The organism is Glycomyces tritici (assembly GCF_030403505.1).
Genome location: NZ_JAUEMJ010000009.1, coordinates 1 through 17327, shown reverse-complemented (window position 1 = coordinate 17327; position 17327 = coordinate 1). Strand labels below are relative to the sequence as shown.

General features: G+C 71.7%; 19 protein-coding genes. 13 read left to right on the top strand and 6 right to left on the bottom strand.

The annotated features are described in order from the left end of the window. Nucleotides 1-129: 129 nt before the first annotated feature. Nucleotides 130-1356, bottom strand: a complete 1227-nt coding sequence (egtA, locus tag QWI33_RS22960; protein ID WP_289959265.1) for an ergothioneine biosynthesis glutamate--cysteine ligase EgtA — start codon at nucleotides 1354-1356, stop codon at nucleotides 130-132. A gap of 82 nt (nucleotides 1357-1438) precedes the next feature. Further along, nucleotides 1439-1894 (bottom strand): RrF2 family transcriptional regulator, encoded by a 456-nt coding sequence (locus QWI33_RS22955; RefSeq protein WP_289959264.1) that lies wholly within the window; start codon nucleotides 1892-1894, stop codon nucleotides 1439-1441. A 287-nt stretch (nucleotides 1895-2181) separates the two neighbouring features. Between QWI33_RS22955 and QWI33_RS22950 the strand changes: the two genes are divergently transcribed. The 11 genes from QWI33_RS22950 (at nucleotide 2182) to QWI33_RS22900 (ending at nucleotide 11865) form a co-directional block, all read left to right on the top strand. Then, nucleotides 2182-2760, top strand: a complete 579-nt coding sequence (locus tag QWI33_RS22950) for a winged helix-turn-helix domain-containing protein (RefSeq protein WP_289959263.1) — start codon at nucleotides 2182-2184, stop codon at nucleotides 2758-2760. Nucleotides 2761-3029: 269 nt separating this feature from the next. Further along, complete coding sequence (locus QWI33_RS22945) at nucleotides 3030-3575, top strand: NAD(P)H-dependent oxidoreductase (RefSeq protein ID WP_289959262.1); 546 nt, start codon at nucleotides 3030-3032, stop codon at nucleotides 3573-3575. Next, entirely contained in the window at nucleotides 3572-4081 is a 510-nt protein-coding gene (locus QWI33_RS22940) for a flavin reductase family protein (RefSeq protein ID WP_289959261.1), read from the top strand. The genes QWI33_RS22945 and QWI33_RS22940 overlap by 4 nt, the downstream gene beginning before the upstream one ends. Nucleotides 4082-4150: 69 nt before the next feature. Then, on the top strand, nucleotides 4151-5215 hold the full coding sequence (locus QWI33_RS22935; protein WP_289959259.1) for an ABC transporter substrate-binding protein: 1065 nt from the start codon (nucleotides 4151-4153) through the stop codon (nucleotides 5213-5215). After that, on the top strand, nucleotides 5212-6078 hold the full coding sequence (locus tag QWI33_RS22930) for an ABC transporter permease (protein WP_289959258.1): 867 nt from the start codon (nucleotides 5212-5214) through the stop codon (nucleotides 6076-6078). Before QWI33_RS22935 ends, QWI33_RS22930 begins: the two co-directional genes overlap by 4 nt. Then, the gene (locus QWI33_RS22925; RefSeq protein ID WP_289959257.1) at nucleotides 6054-6815 is read left to right on the top strand and encodes an ABC transporter ATP-binding protein; all 762 of its coding nucleotides are present in this window, start codon (nucleotides 6054-6056) and stop codon (nucleotides 6813-6815) included. The genes QWI33_RS22930 and QWI33_RS22925 overlap by 25 nt, the downstream gene beginning before the upstream one ends. Continuing rightward, a complete protein-coding gene (locus QWI33_RS22920; protein WP_289959256.1) occupies nucleotides 6812-8179 on the top strand; it encodes an LLM class flavin-dependent oxidoreductase in 1368 nt (455 codons plus the stop codon). Before QWI33_RS22925 ends, QWI33_RS22920 begins: the two co-directional genes overlap by 4 nt. Nucleotides 8180-8397: 218 nt before the next feature. Further along, entirely contained in the window at nucleotides 8398-9480 is a 1083-nt protein-coding gene (locus QWI33_RS22915) for an ABC transporter substrate-binding protein (protein WP_289959255.1), read from the top strand. Continuing rightward, nucleotides 9477-10268 carry an ABC transporter ATP-binding protein gene (locus tag QWI33_RS22910; RefSeq protein ID WP_289959254.1) on the top strand — a complete coding sequence of 264 codons (792 nt, stop codon included), beginning with the start codon at nucleotides 9477-9479 and terminating at the stop codon, nucleotides 10266-10268. Before QWI33_RS22915 ends, QWI33_RS22910 begins: the two co-directional genes overlap by 4 nt. Beyond that, nucleotides 10258-11148, top strand: a complete 891-nt coding sequence (locus QWI33_RS22905; RefSeq protein WP_289959252.1) for an ABC transporter permease — start codon at nucleotides 10258-10260, stop codon at nucleotides 11146-11148. Before QWI33_RS22910 ends, QWI33_RS22905 begins: the two co-directional genes overlap by 11 nt. Before the next feature lie 189 nt (nucleotides 11149-11337). Next, nucleotides 11338-11865 (top strand): rhodanese-like domain-containing protein, encoded by a 528-nt coding sequence (locus tag QWI33_RS22900; RefSeq protein WP_289959251.1) that lies wholly within the window; start codon nucleotides 11338-11340, stop codon nucleotides 11863-11865. Between the two features lie 10 nt (nucleotides 11866-11875). Here QWI33_RS22900 and QWI33_RS22895 read toward each other — a convergent pair whose 3' ends face one another. Together QWI33_RS22895 and QWI33_RS22890 are read right to left on the bottom strand one after the other, a co-directional pair. Continuing rightward, nucleotides 11876-12307 (bottom strand): SRPBCC family protein, encoded by a 432-nt coding sequence (locus QWI33_RS22895; protein ID WP_289959250.1) that lies wholly within the window; start codon nucleotides 12305-12307, stop codon nucleotides 11876-11878. Nucleotides 12308-12349: 42 nt separating this feature from the next. Beyond that, a complete protein-coding gene (locus QWI33_RS22890; protein ID WP_289959249.1) occupies nucleotides 12350-13576 on the bottom strand; it encodes an MFS transporter in 1227 nt (408 codons plus the stop codon). 134 nt (nucleotides 13577-13710) lie between these two features. On the opposite strand from QWI33_RS22890, the gene QWI33_RS22885 reads away from it, so the two are divergent. Beyond that, entirely contained in the window at nucleotides 13711-14859 is a 1149-nt protein-coding gene (locus QWI33_RS22885; RefSeq protein ID WP_289959248.1) for a glutathione S-transferase family protein, read from the top strand. Here QWI33_RS22885 and QWI33_RS22880 read toward each other — a convergent pair. Then, nucleotides 14843-15487: a phosphotransferase family protein gene (locus QWI33_RS22880; protein ID WP_289959247.1), complete on the bottom strand. Its 645-nt coding sequence runs from the start codon at nucleotides 15485-15487 to the stop codon at nucleotides 14843-14845. The two genes, QWI33_RS22885 and QWI33_RS22880, sit on opposite strands and share 17 nt — an antisense overlap. Nucleotides 15488-15644: 157 nt before the next feature. On the opposite strand from QWI33_RS22880, the gene QWI33_RS22875 reads away from it, so the two are divergent. Continuing rightward, entirely contained in the window at nucleotides 15645-16373 is a 729-nt protein-coding gene (locus QWI33_RS22875; RefSeq protein ID WP_289959246.1) for an HAD family hydrolase, read from the top strand. On the opposite strand, the gene QWI33_RS22870 is transcribed toward QWI33_RS22875, so the two are convergent. After that, nucleotides 16370-17251: an IS5 family transposase gene (locus QWI33_RS22870; protein WP_289958707.1), complete on the bottom strand. Its 882-nt coding sequence runs from the start codon at nucleotides 17249-17251 to the stop codon at nucleotides 16370-16372. The two genes, QWI33_RS22875 and QWI33_RS22870, sit on opposite strands and share 4 nt — an antisense overlap. Nucleotides 17252-17327: the final 76 nt, after the last annotated feature.

Genomic DNA, 17327 nt, shown 5'->3' with positions numbered 1-17327 from the left:
ACTCCGGGCGGCGGCAAGGTCGGGCCCATAGTAGCCGCAGCGCGCCTGTGCCCCGGGCCATAAGGCGCGGACCGCTCTCGTTCGCCGCGTCACCTCACTGGGGTGCAGATCCTTGCCGCCCAAGCGGTTTCAAGCCCGGACCTTGACGACGAGGTCGTCGGCGCGGGTGCGGCCGCGGGCGACGTACTCCTCGGTGAAGCGGTCCAGGAGCGCACCGGTCGCGGGGTCGGTCCGGGCTTCGCGGGCGGCGGCGAAGCAGTCGTTCGCGGCGCGCAGGAGGCCTTCGTCGCCGAGGGCGGCGGTGGCGGCGCGGAGGTAGAGGTCGGCGGCGGTGGCGCGGTGCCAGAGCGGTTCGAGGGCGGCGCGGGCGCGTTCGGCCGCGGCGGGGTCGTCGAAGAGCGCGGCGACGACGGCGACGGGCACGATCCAGTCGGGCCCGGGCTGCGCGTCGATCATCCGCAGCTCGAGGTAGGTGCCGCGCGGGCGCACCGGCGGGAACAGGGTCGAGAGGTGGAAGTCGAGGTCGTCGAGGGTGGGCGCCTGGTGGTAGTCGCCGTTGATCCAGTCGCGGAAGGTGAGTCCGCGGGGGACGGTCCAGCGGCCGGGGCCGCGCACGGCCATCACGCGGGCGTCGAGGGCGTACCGCGCCCAGGCTTCGCGCGGGTCGCCTTCGCCCACCGGGCGGGCGCGGGTGCGGTCGATCGCGGCCCATACGTGCTGGCGGGTGGAGCGCCACATGCTCGGCTCGCCGCGGCGCAGCGGCGAGTTGGCGAACGCGGCGATGAGCACGGGCGCGAGCCGGTGCGCGAGTTCCCAGCGGTCGGCGATCCCGTGGGGGCCGCGCCGCTCGTCGCCGATGTCGATGCAGACCTGGACGGAGGCGGTGTTCGTCATCATCCAGCGCCCGGCGCGCCCGTCCTGGTCGAACAGCTCCTCCATCGCCAGGTAGCGGGCGGTGCGCAGGACCCTGCGGGGCAGGCGGATCGGGTCGAGGCCGAGACCGAGGAGCTCGTAGCCCTCGGCGCTCAGGGCGGAGGCGACGCGGAGGCGGTCGGATTCGAGGTCGGCGAAGCACTCGGCGACGGAGGCGGCGGGCCGGGAGCTGAGTTCGACGGCGCCGCCGGGCTCGAAGCTGAGGCGGGAGCGGCGCGGCAGGGCGTCACGGACGGCCAGGAGGGCTTTGAGGGACTCGGGGTCGAGGCGGCCGCGCCGGTCGGCCGCGCTCGTGACGAGCGATTCGACCTCGGCGCCGATCCTGGTCGGGGCGGCGGGCCGGAAGCCTTGGGCGGCGATGTGTTCGAAGGCCGCGTCCACGGTGAGGGGCGGGGCTGCGAGGAAGAGCGAGGCGTCGGACATGGGTGACCTCCGAGCGGTGCGATTATCCTATTTAATCAATAGGATATATAGATATTAAGACCCGCGTGCGCATCGCGCAAGCTCAACGGGGCGCCCAGGCGCCCTCCTCGTCTGTCAATTCCGCGACACGGACCGGGAACTCGCCGCTGGCGGCCTGCTCCAGCGAGACCTCGTCGAGGACCGAGCGCACCGCCGCGCGAGCGGCGACCCACAGCCGCGGCAGGTTCACCGCGGCCCCTTCGTAACTCGTCTCCTCGGGCCGGCGCCCGCGCACTTCGGCGAGCGGCCCGTCGGCGGCGCGGAGCACCTCCCCCACCGATATCCGCTCCGGCCCGCGGGCGAGCCGGTAGCCGCCTTCCACGCCGCGGGCGCTCGCGACCAGGTGGGCCCGCCGCAGGTCGCCCAGGATCACCTCGGCGAACTTGCGGGGCAGGCCCTGAGTGGACGCGAGCGCGCCGGCGGAGATGGTGCGCGGATGCTCGGCGGCCAGGGTGAGTGCGATGCGGACGGCGTACTCGCCGCGTGCGGAGACCTGCATGTCGCCAGGCTCCTTTCATGTGTTCTGGGGCGAAACGGAACGTGGACTTGAATCCTACTTGATAGATAGGATATGCTGACATGGTGAACCACGACAGCGAAGGCGCGGAGTCGAGGCGGACCAGGCGCCGCCACATCGACTTCTCCCGCTCGGACTCGGCCCTGTGTCGCCCGGGCGGCACCGTCGGCGCCGGTCCCACTCGCTGAGCCGCAAGGCCTTCGAGGACCCGCGCGCCCCGGCGTCGCCCGCTCCGGTACTCCATTCGAACCGAACACGAAGGCGACGCCATGACTCCCGTCCAGACCCACACCCGCCCTCCCGTCCACCGCCGCAACGGCCTCGCGACGATCACGGTCACCATCGAGATCCCGGCCGACGACCCCCGCCTGGCGCGGCGGCTCACGGCCGCGCTCGGCGTGCTCTCGCAGAGCGGCGGCCGCGTCTCGGTCGCCGCCGAGGGCACCCCCGCGACACTCGAGAGCCCCGCCCCGCTCGCGGCGCCGCCGAGCGCGCCGCAGCCGCGCCCGGCACTCCTCATCGACGTGCCCGGCCGCGAAGTGCTCCTGCACGGGGAGCCGATCGCCTTGACCCGCTTGGAGTTCGAGCTCCTGGCATTCCTGGCGCGCTACCCCGGGATGGTCCACACCCGGGCCGAACTCCTGCAGTACGTATGGGAGACACCGGACGCCGGCATCCCGGGCCGCACCGTCGACGTCCACGTGCGACGCCTGCGGTCCAAGCTCGGGGAGTTCGACGAGCTCGTGGGCACCGTGCGCGGCGTCGGCTACCGGTTCACCCGCAGCCGCGACGTGGAGTACCGCACCGGGACGGCCTCGCCCGCTACGGACCGGCTTCTCACCATCTAAGAATTCCTAGTATTTCTATAGGAATACTGATAGTGTTCTTCGCATGACGACCGCCGAGTTCCTCACGCGGCGGCGCGAAATCGACCAGATGCGCGCCGCCAGCGCACTGTGTCTGCGAATGCGCTAGAGCGCAGCCCCCAGCGGGCAGGCGTCCCAGGCTGCGCTCTCTCGATCTTCTCCTGCGAATCCCCCACGGGCCCTTTCATGCCCGCTTCTCAGCACGCCCTCCAGCGGCGTGCCCTCGCCCACCGCAACGTAAGGACACCACCGTGACCGCCGCCATCTCACTGACCACTGTGGTCGGTAATCCGAAACGACTCTCCCGCACCCTCGCCACCGCCGAGACGCTCGCCGCGGCCATCGGCTCGGAGCTCGGGGCCGCACCGCGCGCCGCCTCGATCGACCTCACCGAGCTGTACCTGGACGGCATCGAGCCCCCGCACGACGGGTTCGAGCACGCCGCCGCGCAACTGCAGTCCGCGAACGTGCTCATCGTGGGCACACCCGTCTACAAGGCCAGCTACACCGGCCTGCTCAAACTGTTCCTCGACCAGCTGGCCCCCCGCACCCTCGAAGGGGTCCTGGCCGTGCCGGTCACCATCGCCGCCTCGCCCGAGCACCGGTTCCTCGCCGACCTGCAGCTGCGGCCGGTCCTGGCCGAACTCGGCGCGAGCCTGCCGGTGCCGTCGCTGACGCTGCGCGAGGGCGAGCTGCGGGACCTCCCCGAGCACATCGGCGCCTGGACCGAGGCGCACGCCCCGGCCCTGGAGGCCTCGCTCGACCTGGGCCGCAAGCCGGTCGGAGCGTCCGCATGAGCGCGCGACTCGCCGCCCCGGCAGGGGTCGCCCCCGAATCCTTCAGGTCCCTGTTCCGGGCCCACCCCGCGGGAGTGACCGTGGTGTGCGCCGACGCCGGGTCCGGCCCGGCCGGGTTCACCGCCACCTCGCTCACCTCGGTGTCCATCGACCCGCCGCTCGTGTCGTTCGCGATCGCCACCGGCTCGTCCGCGTGGCCGGCGGTCCGCGACGCCGAGAGCCTCACCGTCAACTTCCTCGCCGCCGCGCAGCACGAGATCGCGACCCGGTTCGCCACCAGCGGCATCGACCGCTTCGGCGGCCCGACCCTGTGGTCGCGGCTGGAGACCGGCGAACCGGTGCTCGACAACGCCCCGTCGTTCCTGCGCGCGGTCGTCACCGACCGCATCGAGGCCGGGGACCACCACGTGGTCCTGGCCCTGGTGGTGGACGCCGAGACCGGCGGGGACCACGAGCCGCTGGTCTACCACGCGGGCGGCTACTGCGCCGCCGCGCCGCTCGAATGACCGCCCGGGCGGCGGCCCGCCCCGGCCCCGCCCGACCCCTGCCCGAATCTTCCTGAAAGGCCAATCCCCATGTCCTACCGAGCAACCCGACGAACTCTGATAGCGGGCACGCCCGCACTCGCGGCGCTGGCGCTCGCCGCCTGCTCCGAAGATCCCACCGGCCCCGTGCTCACCGCGGACGCCGATCTGCCGACCGCCGTGCCCTCCGCCACCAAGCTGGTCGTGGGCGACCCGCAGAACCAGGTCGCCTACGAGAAGTCCGGCCTCGTGAAGCAGCTGAGCTTCGAGATCGAGTGGGCCAACATCTCCGGCGGCCCCAAGACGCAGGAGGCGTTCCGCGCCCACTCGCTCGACATCGGATCGGTCGCGGACATCCCGCCGATCCACGCGTACTGGACGAACCTGCCGACCAAGATCGTCGCCGCCTCCGGCCGCCTCGACCCCCTGGAGCACCCGATCTACGACCTCGGGATCGCCCCGGGCGCGGGCATCACCGCCCTGGAGGGGCTGCGCGGCAAGAGGATCGCGTACTCCCCCGGGCAGGCGCAGGGCGCGCTGATCCTGCGCGTCCTCGACAAGGCCGGGCTCGCCCAGAGCGACGTCGAGCTCATCGAGCTGCCGAGCACCGCCGACACCTACTCGAACGCCCTCGCCGGCGGCGAGGTCGACGCCGCCCCGATCGGCGGCACCCAGGTCAAGTCGTACCTCAACAAGTACGCCTCGGACGGGGCCACCACGATCCCGCACGGCCTGCGCGACGATCCGTGGGTGCTGTACTCGCCCGTCGAGGTCCTGGAGGACGCCTCCAAGGCCGCCGCCATCGCCGAGTACGCCCGGCTGTGGGGCGCGGCGCGGCTGTGGACCCGGGCCAACAAGGAGGAGTGGATCAACGCCTGGTTCGTCGAGCACGAGGGCTTGTCCTATGAGGATGGCGAGTACCTGTTCGACCGCGAGGGCGAGCCGGAGCTCCCCGAGGACTGGGACGAGACCATCGCCCGCCACCAGGAGACCATCGAGATCCTCGCCGAGGGCACCGGGAACGACGTGATCGACGCCGGGGACCTGTACGACCGCCGCTTCGAACCGCTCGTCGCGGCAGGCGTCCAGGAGTACGGAGAGGCGGGTGCGCCGTGACCGCCGTAGACGTCAAGCCGGCCCGGGCGACCGCGGCCCCCGACCACGACGAGGCGGCGAGCGGCCGGGCCTCGCGCCCGCGCGGCAAGCGCCGCCTCGGCCCCGGCAGGGCCATCCCGTTCGGGTACCTCATCGGCCCGCTCCTGCTGCTGGGCGTGTGGTTCTGGGGCTCGGCGCAGGGCTGGATCGACCCGCGGGTCCTGTCCGCGCCGTGGACCGTCGCGACCACCGCCTGGGACCTGTGGGAGTCCGGGCGCCTCGGCCCCGACCTGCTGGTCTCGACCCGGCGCTTCGCGCTCGGCCTGGCCTTCGGGGTCGCCGCCGGCCTCGTGCTGGCCGTCGTCTCCGGGCTCAGCCGCTGGGGCGAGGCCATCGTGGACGGACCGGTGCAGCTCAAGCGCTCCATCCCGAACCTCGCGCTGCTGCCGCTCCTCCTGCTGTGGTTCGGCATCGACGAGCGGATGAAGATCATCACGATCGCGCTCGGCGTGCTCATCCCGATCTACATCCACACCCACAACGGCCTGCGCTCGATCGACGGGCGCTACGCCGAACTGGCCGAGACGCTGCGCCTCAGGCCCGCGTCGTTCGTCGGCCGCGTGGTCCTGCCCGGCGCGCTCCCCGGGTTCTTCCTGGGGCTGCGCTTCGCCGTCACGGCCTCCTGGCTGTCCCTGGTGGTGGTCGAGCAGGTGAACGCCACCAGCGGCATCGGCTACATGATGCTGCTGGCCGGCACGTACGGGCAGACCGACGTCATCATCGTCGGCCTCGTCCTCTACGGGCTCCTCGGTCTCGGCTCCGACGCCATCGTCCGCATCGCACAGAAGAGGGTCTTGTCATGGCGACGCACACTGGAGGACTGACCGCCACCACCGCGGTCCGCATCCGCGACCTCCACCGCTCCTTCACCGACGACCGGCCGGTCCTCTCCGGCCTCGACCTGACCATCGAGCCCGGCGAGTTCGTGGCCCTCCTGGGCCGCTCCGGTTCGGGCAAGTCCACGCTCCTGCGGGCCCTCGCCGGCCTCGACCAGGACGCTTCGGGCACCGGCGACATCGAAGTGCCCGAACAGGTCTCGGTCGTATTCCAGGACTCGCGGCTCCTGCCGTGGCAGCGGGTCCTGCGCAACGTCGTGATCGGGCTCCAGGGCCCGAACGCGAAGGCGCGGGGCCGCGAAGCCCTTGCGGAGGTGGGGCTGGCCGGGCGCGAACAGGCCTGGCCCCGCGAGCTCTCCGGCGGCGAGCAGCAGCGCGTGGCGCTCGCCCGCTCGCTGGTGCGCGAACCCCAGCTGCTCCTGGCCGACGAGCCCTTCGGGGCCCTGGACGCCTTGACCCGCATCAAGATGCACGGGCTCCTGCGGGCCCTCTACGAGCGCCACAAGCCCGCCGTCCTGCTCGTCACCCACGACGTCGACGAGGCGATCGTCCTCGCCGACCGGGTGCTCGTCCTGGACAACGGACACGTGCGCACCGAGCAGCGCATCGGCCTCGACGGCCCGCGCGACCCGTCAGACCCGCGGTTCGCCGCGATCCGCACCGAACTGCTCGCCGCGCTCGGCCTGGCCGGCGGCGCCGAGATCGAGAAAGAGGAGGAAGCATGAGCACGAGGCGACTGCATCTCAACGCGTTCCTGATGAACACCGGCCACCATGAGGCCTCGTGGCGGCTCCCGGAGTCCGACCCGTACTCCTCCACCAAGATCGCGCACTACGCGAACCTCGCGCGGATCGCCGAGCGCGGCAAGCTCGACTCGGTGTTCTTCGCCGACTCGCCCTCACTGTGGGGCACCATCGGACGCCGGCCCTCCGGGTCGCTGGAGCCCACGGTGGTCCTCGCTGCGCTGGCCGCCGTCACCGAGCACATCGGACTCATCGCCACCGCGTCGACGACGTACAACGAGCCGTACAACCTGGCCCGGCGCTTCGCCTCGATCGACCACCTCTCGGGCGGGCGGGTCGGGTGGAACATCGTCACCACCGCCACGCTCGACGCCGCGCGCAACTTCAACCTCGCCGAACTCCCCGACCACGCCTCGCGGTACGCCCGCGCCGAGGAGTTCCTGCAGGTCGCCAAGAAGCTCTGGGACTCCTGGGACGACGCGGCGATCCTGGGCGACAAGGAGACCGGGCTCTGGGGCGACGAGCGCCTGGTCTACCCCGCCGACCATGCGGGCGAGCACTTCCAGGTCGCCGGGGCACTCAACGTGCCGCGCTCGCCGCAGGGGCATCCGCTGCTCGTGCAGGCCGGGTCCTCTGAGGACGGCAAGGCGTTCGCGGCCCTCCACGCCGAGGCGATCTTCACCGCGCAGCAGACGCTTCAGGAGGCCCAGGCGTTCTACGCCGACATCAAGCGGCGGGCCGCCGCGGCCGGCCGGGACCCCGACGGGGTGCTCGTGCTGCCCGGGATCGTGCCGGTCATCGGCGACACCGAGGCCGAGGCGCGCGAACTCGAGGCCGAGCTGGACCGGCTCATCGTCGCCGAGTACGCGCTGGGCAACCTCGCCAAGCAACTGAAGCTCGACCCGTCCGAACTCGACCTCGACCGGGAGCTGCCGGCGAACCTCCCGCACGAGGACGAGATCGAGGGCGCCAAGAGCCGCTTCACGCTCATCGTGGACCTCGCCCGGCGGGAGCGGCTCACGGTGCGGCAGTTGATCGGCCGCCTCGGGGGCGGGCGCGGCCACCGCACCTTCAGCGGCACCGCCGAGCAGGTCGCCGACGCGATCTTCGAGTGGTTCGACGACGGAGCGGCGGACGGGTTCAACATCATGCCCGCCGTCCTGCCCTCGGGCCTGGAGGCGTTCGTGGACCGCGTCGTCCCGATCCTCCAGGAGCGCGGGCGCTTCCGCACCGAGTACACCGGCACGACACTGCGCGAGCACTACGGCCTGGCGCGCCCGGAGAACCCGCGGCGGCGCGAGGCGCTCGAATCGGCGGTCAAGGGCGTCCTCGCCCACGCCCGTTAGACGAGGGGCGCATCGCGTCCGATGCGCCCCTTTCGCCTCCCAATGTTCGGAACGCGACGCGAACGGCGAGCGTTCTCCGAGCTCGCGCACCGAATTCAAGCCCATTTACTGGGACGGGGGTTGCCCACATGAGATCCCCGATCCTAGAATTCCTACTAGTTTGATCTGGTTAATCGAACTACTAGGATTCCCTGCCCGCTCGATCAGAAAGCATCCCCATGAGCATCAGACGACGAAGCGTCATCGCAGCCGCAGGCGCGGCCCTCACCGCCGCCCCGGTGCTGGCCGCCTGCGGCAACGACGGCGAGGGCGCGACCGCCGCCGCCGAAGCCGACGGCGCGAGCGCCAGCGGCACGATCCGCTTGGGCTACTTCGGAAACGTCACCCACGCCCCCGCCCTCGTCGGCCTCCAGGCCGGCGTCTTCAAGGAGGCCCTGCCCGAGGCCGTCACGATCGAGGAGACCGTCTTCAACGCCGGGCCCTCGGCGATCGAGGCGCTCTTCGCGGACGCCATCGACATCTCCTACATCGGCCCGAACCCCGCCATCAACGGCTGGGCCCAGTCCGGCGGCCAGGCCCTGCACATCATCGGCGGCTCGACCTCCGGCGGCGCCGGACTGGTCGTGAACGAGTCCATCGCCACCGTGGAAGACCTGCGCGGCAAGGCCCTCGCGACCCCGCAGCTGGGCAACACCCAGGACGTGGCGGCCCGCTACTGGCTCAAGGAGCAGGGCTTCGCGACCGACGAGAACGGCGGCGGCGACGTCGCCGTCACTCCCATCGACAACTCCGAGGTCGCCGCGGCCTTCGACGACGACACGGTGCAGGCGGCGTGGGCCGTCGAGCCGCGCTACTCGGACCTGATCATCAAGCACGGCGCGCTCGAGTTCGTCAACGAGCGCGAGCTGTGGGAGGGCGGCGAGTTCGTCACCACCCACATCATCGTCTCCAAGACCTTCCTCGACGAGCAGCCGGCCCTGGTCAAGGCGTTCCTGGAAGCCCACCTGGCCGCGCTCGACTTCATCGCCGAGAAGCCCGAGGAGGCCCAGACCGCCTCGAACGACCGCATCGAGGCGCTCACCGACAAGCGCCTGGACGACGCCGTGATCGCCGCCGCCTGGGAGAACCTCACCTTCACCGCCGATCCGATCGCCGCCTCGCTCCAGGGCAGCAAGGAGCACGCGGTCGAGGTCGGACTGCTCGAAGAGGTCGACCTCAAGGGCATCTACGCGCTCGAGGCGCTCAACCAGGTGCTGGCCGACCGCGGCGAGGCCGAGGTCTCGGCGGGTGACCTGGGATGAGCCTCATCCGCCACGCCGTGGCGGCCGAGGACGCCGCCCGGACCCCAGGGGCCGTGGTGCTGACCGACGTGGTCAAGCGCTACGGCCGGGGCCCGGGCGCCGTCACGGCCCTCGACGGCGTCTCGCTCAACGTCGCGCCGGGCAGCTTCACCTGCCTGGTCGGCGCCTCCGGCTGCGGCAAGAGCACCCTGCTCTCGCTCGTCGCCGGACTCGACGACCTCACCGCCGGCAGCATCGACAATGTGGAGCGCCCGGTCGCCATGATGTTCCAGGAGTCGGCGCTGTTCCCGTGGCTCACCGTCTCGGGCAACGTCGAACTCGCACTGCGCGTGAAGGGCGTCGGTCGGGCTGAACGACGCCTGCGCGCCGAAGCGCTGCTGGACACGGTGCGGCTGAACGGCTTCGCCCACAAGCGGCCGCACGAGCTCTCCGGCGGCATGCGCCAGCGCGTGGCGCTCGCGAGGGCGCTGGCGCAGGACGCGTCGGTGCTGCTCATGGACGAGCCGTTCGGGGCGCTCGACGCGATGACCCGCGACCTGCTGCACGACGAGCTGGAGCGGATCTGGCGCGAGCGGGAGCTCACCGTGCTGTTCGTGACGCACAACGTGCGCGAGGCGGTGCGCCTGGGCGACCGGGTGGTGCTGCTGAGCTCGCGGCCGGGCCGCGTGCTCAACGTGTACGACGTGGCGCTGGACCGGCCGCGGCGCATCGATTCCGCGCCGGTCGCGGGCCTGGCGGCCGAGATCACCGACGCGCTGCGGGAGGAGGTGTCGCGCCATGCCGGTTGAGACCGTCTCCTCGAAGGAGAAGGACGCCTCGCGCAAGCAGTTGTCGGGGCTGGACGAGCTGGAGCGCACTGCGGTGGCCGAGACCCGCTGGGGCCGTTTCGGTTCCCGGCTGTGGGCGAACTCCTGGCCGAAGGTGCTGGCGCTGGTCCTGGTGATCGGCGTGTGGCAGTTCCTGGTGCTGATCGAGTGGAAGCCCGTGTGGGTGCTGCCCGCGCCGCTGACGGTGTGGGAGGACCTGTCGGCGTACGCGTCCACTCCGGACTACTGGCAGGCGATCCTGATCACGATGCAGCGCGCGCTTGCCGGGTTCGCGCTGTCGGTGCTGGTCGGTTCGGTGCTGGGCATCGCGGTGGCGCGGTTCAGGCCGCTGCGAGCGGCGATCGGCTCGGCCATCACCGGGCTGCAGACGATGCCGTCGATCATCTGGTTCCCCTTGGCAATCCTGCTGTTCAAGATCTCGGAGTCGGCCATCATGTTCGTGGTGGTGCTCGGGGCGGTGCCCGCGATCGCCAACGGGATCATCTCCGGCATCGACTACGTGCCACCGGCGTACAAGCGCGTCGGGGCCGTGCTGGGGATGAAAGGCCTGACCCTGTACCGGCACGTGGTCCTCCCGGCGACGCTGCCGTCGTTCGTGTCGGGGCTGAAGCAGGGCTGGGCGTTCGCGTGGCGCTCGCTGATGGCGGGCGAGCTCTTGGTGATCATCGCCGGGCAGGGGTCCATCGGCGCTTTGATGCAGGGCGCGCGGGAGTTCAACGACGCGTCGCGGGTCATCGGCTGGATCGTCACCGTGCTCGTCATCGGCATCCTGGTCGACGCCGCGTTCCGCGCCGCCGACAACCGCATCCGCAGTTCCTGGGGGCTGAACCAGGACCGATAGCACCGCAGGCTCCCCCGCGGGACGTTCCGCACCTTCGTCCCGCGGGGGGGACCTCCGGGAGCGGCTTTGAGCTGGAGCCGCATCACGTCCGAGCACGCGCCCCGTCCCCGCAGACCGCCGGCGGCCGGGTCCCCGATCAGCTCGCGGGGACCCGGGCGCCGGCACCGCCACGACCACAGAGGAGCCCATATGTCCGTCGCATCGAAGTCCTTCGTCGGCCCGGAGGCCGCACGGCAGCTGGTGGACGCGCACGGCGCGGTCCTCGTCGACGTGCGCACGCCCGGCGAGTTCGCGTCCGAGCGGCTGCCCGGCTCGCGCAACGTGCCGCTCGCGACCCTCGCGACCGCCGACCTCGCCGCGGGCGGCGCGCCGGTGATCCTGGTGTGCGCCTCGGGAACGCGCGCGGGCCAGGCCAAGAACCTCCTGGGAGAGGGCGCCGGGGTGCCGGTCCACATCCTCGATGGCGGCCTGACCGCGTGGCGCCGGGAGGGCGGCGCGGTCGAGTCGAGCGGCCGCAGGGTCTGGGGCATGGAGCGCCAGGTTCGTTTCGCCGCAGGGGGTCTCGTGATCGCGTTCGTGGCCGCGAGTCTCGCCTGGGATCCGCTGAAGTGGCTCGCCGCCGCCATCGGCGCCGGACTGGTCGTCGCGGCGCTGACGAACACCTGCGCGATGGCCCGCGCGCTCGCGCTGCTCCCTTGGAACCGCAGGGCGGCGTGACCGGCGCGCCCTAGTCCTTTTCGAGGTGCCGCTTGAGGGCATCGAGGTTGGCGGCGACCGCGTTCTTGACGCGGGTCGCCGCGAGCGGGGCGATGAGGCGCGTCGGGCCGGAGGCTTGGAGGTCCATGGTGTTAGTGAGGGCGGTGGCGCCGTCGACGGCCGGGGCCAGGAGGTACGTGATCTCGCCGTGGAAGGACCCGAGGTCGCCCCGGATCGCGAGCCTGGAGTCGGGCTCGAACCCGGTGATCTCCAGGGACTCCTCGGCGTGCGCCGGGATGGTGCGGACCTGCGTGTACTGCGAGCCGACGCCGACCGGGAGGTCCGAGGTGCGGCGGGTCTCGCCGATCGCGTGGTTCCATTGCGGGATGTTCTCGAGCTCGGCCAGGTAGGCGAAGACCTCTGCGGGAGGGCGGGCGATCGTGATCGTGTTGGTGAACAGCATCCGAGCGAAATCCTCACCGAACGGAGAACGGTCTCCGGCCTTTCACCGCAGACTACGCGCCCGGGTGTCCGGTGCCGCCGCTAGGCCCGCGGGCGGTCCGGTCTCGCGGCGGCGCTCGGCCGATCCGGAGGCCGCGGCGACGGCGAGGGCGGCCAGGCCCAGGGCCACACCGATCCACACTGGAGCGATGAGTCCGAGGCCGCCGTCGATGGCGAGGCCGCCGAACCAGGCGGAGAGGGCGATGCCGACGTTGAACGCCGCGGCGTTCACCGAGGAGGCCAGCGAGGGCGCCTCCTTCGCCACCTCCATGACGCGGGTCTGGAAGACCGGGACCATCGCGAAGCCCGCCGCGCCGAGCACGAAGACCATGATCGCGGCCGGGACCGCGTACGGGGCCGCGAAGGCGAACACGACCAGGGCGGCGGTGGCCGCGGCGATGGTGCCGTACAGGGTCGGCATGAGCGCGCGGTCGGCGAGGCGGCCGCCGAGGAGGTTGCCGCCGGTCAGGCCGATGCCGAAGAGGATGAGCAGCCAGGGCACGGCCCCGGTGTCGAACCCGGAGACGCGGGTGAGGATCGGCTCCATGAAGGTGATGGCGGCGTAGGCCGCGCCCCAGCCGAGCATCGTGATCGTGAGGACCTGCCACACCTGCGGTCGGCGGAACACCGCGAGCTCGGTGCGGAGCGACCCGCCGGTGTCGTTGGCCCGCGAGGGCACGAACGCGATGATGGCGGCCAGCGAGACCGCGCCGATGATCGCGATGCCCCAGAACGCCGCGCGCCAGCCGAGCTGCTGGCCCAGGGCGGTGCCGAAGGGCACGCCCACCACGTTCGAGAGGGTCAGGCCGGTCATCATGAGCGCGATGGCGCGCGAGCGGCGCTCGGGGGCGACGAGGCTCGCGGCCATGACGGGGCCGATGCCCATGAACGCGCCGTGGCACAGGGCCGAGACGACGCGGCCGGTCATGAGGACGCCGTAGTCGGGGGCCCGCGCCGCGAGCACGTTCCCGGCGATGAAGAGGGCCATGAGGATGATGAGCATCGTCTTGCGCGGCAGGCGGGTGCCGGCGGCGGTCATGATCGGCGCGCCGACGGCGACCGAGGCCGCGTAGCCGGTGACGAGGAGTCCGGCCGTGGAGATCGAGACGTCGAGGTCGTCGCCGAGCGGCCCGAGGAGGCCGACCACGACGAATTCGGTGAGACCGATCCCGAACGCGCCCAACGCGAGTGCACCGAGGGCGAGCATGCGGCGGCGTTTGGAGGTGGACATGGCGGTCAAGTATTCGCCGATGCGCCCGGGAATGTCCAGTACTTTTTCAATCCATTGGAAAAATTCATGGGACCGGTTCCTGCGCGTTCGCCGGGGCGGCGCCCGCGCGGCGCGCCGGTGCGTAGGCTGGGCCCGTGGCACAGAGCGAACCCAATCGGACCGACGGCACCGCGCACTCCACCAAGGGCGCGTACGTGACCGGCGGCGAGTTCACCAGGGACACCAACTATATCGAGGACCGCGTCGTGGCCGACGCGGCGGCCGTGCGGGCCGCGCCCGTGGAGGCGCACTCCAAGATCGGCGACCCGCGCATGGCCGGGCTCACCGAGGGCGCGCTGGCCTGGCCGGTCGAGCCGGGCCGCTACCGGCTCGTGGCCGCCCGGGCCTGCCCGTGGGCGCACCGGTCGATCATCGTCCGCCGCCTGCTCGGCCTCGAGTCCGCCATCTCGCTGGCGACGCCGGGGCCGGTGCACGACGCGCGCTCGTGGACGTTCGACCTGAACCCGGACGGCCGCGACCCCGTGCTCGGCACCGAGCGGCTGCAGGAGCACTACTTCAAGCGCTTCCCCGAGTACCCGCGCGGCATCACCGTGCCCGCGCTCGTGGACGTGCCCACCGGCCAGCTCGTCACGAACAACTACCCGCAGCTGACCTTCGACCTCTCCACCCAGTGGGCCGAGCACCACCGCGACGGCGCCCCGGACCTGCTGCCGCAAGGGCTCGTCGACGACATGCTCCCGGTGATCGAACAGGTCTTCACCGAGGTCAACAACGGCGTGTACCGGGCGGGCTTCGCCGGGTCGCAGCGCGCCTACGAGCTGGCGTACAAGCGCCTGTTCAAGGCCCTCGACCGGCTCGAGGAGCGCCTGGCCGACCGCCGGTACCTCATGGGGGCATCGATCACCGAGGCCGACGTGCGGCTCTTCACGACCCTCGTGCGCTTCGACGCGGTCTACCACGGCCACTTCAAGTGCAACCGGAATAAGCTCACCGAGATGCCGGTCCTGTGGGCGTACGCGCGCGACCTCTTCCAGACCCCCGGCTTCGGGGACACTGTGGACTTCGACCAGATCAAGCGTCACTACTACGTGGTGCACGAGGACATCAACCCGACCCAGGTGGTCCCGGCGGGGCCGGACCTCGCGAACTGGCTCACCGAGCACGGCCGGGAGTCCTTGGGCGGCAGCCCCTTCGGGGACGGCACCGCTCCCGGGCCGGTCGCCGAGGAGGAGCGCCCGCCGGGCGCGAACCCGCTCTACGACTCGGTCACCACCCCGCGGTGACCTCGGCCCGCCGCTCCCATTCGGCGACGGCGGGCCCGTCCGGGTCCCAGCGGCGGCAGAACTCGCGCAGCTCCAGGCACCGGTCGACCATGGCGGCCCGGCGCAGCGGCCAGTCCGGGACGGGCGCGCCGTAGCCCTCGAAGAACGCGTCCAGCGCCCCGACCCGGTCGGGGTGGTGCATCCGCACGATCCACTCGCACCACGCGAGGTCCTCGATCGGGTCGCCCAGGTGCGCGAACTCCCAGTCGACCACCGCCGTCACCGCGAAGGAGACGGGGTCGAGCAGGAGGTTGTTCGGCCCGAAGTCGCCGTGGACCAGGATGCCGTCGCCGAGGACGCCGTGCGCGGTATGGATGCGGCGCAGGACCTTCCCGCAGGACCGCAGCACCTCGGCGGGATTAGCGGCGTCGAGGAGTTCCTGCCCGGGCGTGCCCTCCACGAAGCCCAGCGTCAGCGCGCCCTCGCCCGCGCCCAGCAGCGGGGGCACGGGGATCGTGCCGTCGAGGGCGGCGAGCAGGACCCGTTCGCGTTCGAGCCGCAGCTCCGCGTCGGGGCCCTGGTAGTGCTTCACCACCGTCGCCCGGTCGCCCGTGGTGCGGTTCGTGTAGCCGTGCGGAAGTCGACGCATCCGCAGAGTATGCGGGACCGGCACCGCGGTGGCCAACGGTTAAACGGCCGCCGAACACGGCGGTTCCGGGTGTGAAGTGCGGCCGGAACCGTGGTCCGGCCGCCCGCGCTCGGTTACGGTTGCGGCGACCGCCGCAGTCCAGGACGGAAGGCCCGCCGTGATCTACAGCCTCTTCGACTCAGCCGTCGCCTACCGGCCGACCGAGGCCGAGCAGTCCGAGCCCGTGCCGCCGATCGAGGCGGTCCTGTTCGACTTCAGCAACACCATCTTCAAGCTCATCGACGCGGGCACCTGGCTGCGCCGGGTCGCCGCCGCCACGGGCCGCCTGCTCGACGCCGACCTGCTCGAGAAGACCGTCGCGCAGCTCGGCGAGGCCTACCGGATCCCCGAGGTCGCCGCCCTGCAGATCGGCCGCGACGAGTCCGCCGAGCAGCACCGCACGGCCCTCCTGGGCTGGTTCGAGCACGTCGACTTCCTCCAGGGCGTCGAAGCCGAGGCGTACGCCGCGATCGCCGCCCCGGACGCGTGGGTGCCCTACCCGGACACCGAGCCGCTGCTGCGGGAGCTGCGCCGCCGCGGGATCAAGACCGGCATCGTCTCGGACTTCCCCTGGGACGTGGGCGTGCACATGGAGCACTTCGGCCTGGTCGACCTCATCGACGTGCGCGTCATCTCCTACCAGTACGGCACCGAGAAGCCCGACCCCGTGCTGTTCCGCGCCGCGTGCGAGCAGCTCGGCGTCGACCCCCGCCGCACGCTCATGGTGGGCGACAACCCGGCCAAGGACGGCGGCGCGGCGGCCACCGGCCTGCGCGCGTACATCCTCCCCGGCGAGGTCCGCCTGGGCGAGCGCGGCCTGGCGCACGTCCTGGGCTTCCTGGACTAGGCCGTGTTTGGTAAGTCGCGGAGCCAGTTGATGATGATGGCGATCTGGACTGTGGCCAGGTAGCGGACCGCGAGTTTGTCGTACCTGGTGGCGACGGCGCGGTGTTGTTTGAGGCGGGCGATGGCGCGCTCGATGCCGGAGCGGTCCTTGTACCGGTCAGCGTCGAACGCTGGTGGCCTGCCGCCTCGGGCCCCGCGCCGTTGCCGGTTCGCGATCTGGTCGGCCGGTTCGGGGATGGTGGCCTTGATCTGCTTGCGGCGCAGCCACTCACGGTTGGACCGGCATGAGTAGGCGCGGTCGGCCAGGACCCGGTCGGGGTGCCGGCGGGCCCGGCCGCCGCCGATCCTGGCGACGCTGACGGCCTCCAGTAGCGGGATCATCTGCGGGCTGTCGTTGGCTTGACCTGCGGTTACGAGCGCGGCGAGTGGGTGTCCGCTGGTATCGACCACGAGGTGGAGCTTGGTCGACCAGCCGCCGCGTGAGCGGCCCAGAGCGTGATCGGCTGGTTCGCCGGCGAGGGTTCGACGGCGGGCTCCGGCGGCGGCGAGGTGGGCCCTGGCAGTGGTCGAGTCGATGCCGACCTCCCAGGTCAGGTGCCGCTGGTCGCGGGCGAGGGCTTGGAGCGCTCGCCAGATCAGCAGCCAGGTGCCGGAGCGCTGCCAGGCGCAGAACAGCCAGTACACCGTGGCCCAGGGCCCGTATTGGGCCGGGAGGTCCCGCCAGGGCGAGCCGGTCCGAACCCGCCAGGCGATCCCGTTGACCAGGGTTCGGCGGCTGCGGGCGATCGGTCGGCCGAGCCTGGAGGGTTCGGGTAGCCAGCGTCGAAGCCGTTCCCACTGGTTATTGGTCAGGTCCCTGCGTGCTGTTACGCTCGACAATTGAAGCCTCCGGCGGATCTTGTTGCAGCACAACAGATTCAACCGGAGGCTTCCTCAATTCTCAAACACGGCCTAG